1 protein-coding gene is annotated in these 1,207 nt (G+C 44.4%); it reads left to right on the top strand.

Going from position 1 to position 1,207, the window contains the following annotated elements; genetic code table 11:
- The coding region (locus F6K49_RS50690) for a 5'-methylthioadenosine/S-adenosylhomocysteine nucleosidase (RefSeq protein ID WP_293110457.1) at positions 1–857 on the top strand (857 nt) is incomplete at its 5' end.
- Between the last annotated feature and the right edge of the window lie 350 nt (positions 858–1,207).

The following is a 1,207-nucleotide window of genomic DNA, read 5'->3' as shown; positions in this document are numbered from 1 at the left end:
TCAAACGACAAAGACCTATGGTAGCTAAAGACAAAATACCTATTGATAATAATTCGACTATAACTGAAGAGAATCAGACCCAGAGGCAAACATATATAAACCGAGCAGTTATATTAACTGCTATTCCTGCTGAATATATCGCCGTTAGCGCTCATTTGAGTAATCTTAAAGAGGAGATACATCCACAAGGGACAATTTATGAAATAGGAAAGTTTTCAGCTAATGGTAAGTTCTGGGAAGTAGGAATTGTTGAGATTGGTCCAGGAAATACCGGAGCAGCAATGGAAGCAGAAAGAGCGATCGCTCACTTCCAGCCTGATGTTGTTATGTTTGTGGGAGTGGCTGGAGGAATTAAAGATGTCAAACTAGGTGATGTGGTAGCTGCTACCAAAGTATATGGTTATGAATCGGGCAAAACCAAACTAGAATTTGAACCTAGACCTGATGTGGGACAATCATCTTATAATCTGATTCAACGAGCTAGAGCCGAAGCAAAGAGACGAAGCTGGTTAGAAAGACTGAAATCTGTTGATTCTAGTTCATCCCCTAGTGTGTTCGTTGCACCAATTGCAGCTGGGGAAAAAGTAGTTGATTCAAAGAAATCCAGTACTTTTGAGTTTCTGCGAAAGAACTATGGTGATGCACTAGCAGTGGAAATGGAAGGAAGGGGTTTGCTTAAAGCCACTCATGCTAATCAGCAGGTATCAGCAGTGATTATTCGTGGTATTTCTGATTTAATCGATAGCAAGAGTGAAGCAGATGCTAATGGCTCCAAAGAAATAGCTGCACGGCATGCCAGTGCTTTTGCTTTTGAAATTCTGGCAAAGTTAACCCCCAGGGCTATTTCATTCTCATGAAAGCTAATAAATGCTAGGCTTACAAGTTAGCTGAGAGTTTCATGAGTGACCATGCGTTTGTCTGCCCAATCTGCCCCTGCTGTCTGTTGTTCCTAGGCTCGCCCCAGAGGAGTCACCCCCTCAGGGCATCGAGATTCTAGAAGCCTTTGCCAACATCCGGTGATGTACGCAAGGTTTCTGGGAAACGGCCTATGCGTAGCTCTGTGTTTAGCCCTGTTTACCAAGGCCATTGCAGCTGGAAACCGAGGTTTTCTAGCCATTGGGGACTGGCTCAACAGCTATCGAGACGAATTGCCCCCCGCTATTCAAGCCCCCGAAGGGTAGGATTCCTTCCTACAGCACGATTCGCC

This window comes from Moorena sp. SIO3I6, from assembly GCF_010672095.1.
Note: the sequence above shows the minus strand (reverse complement) of the source record. Positions and strands in the feature narration are given on the sequence as shown.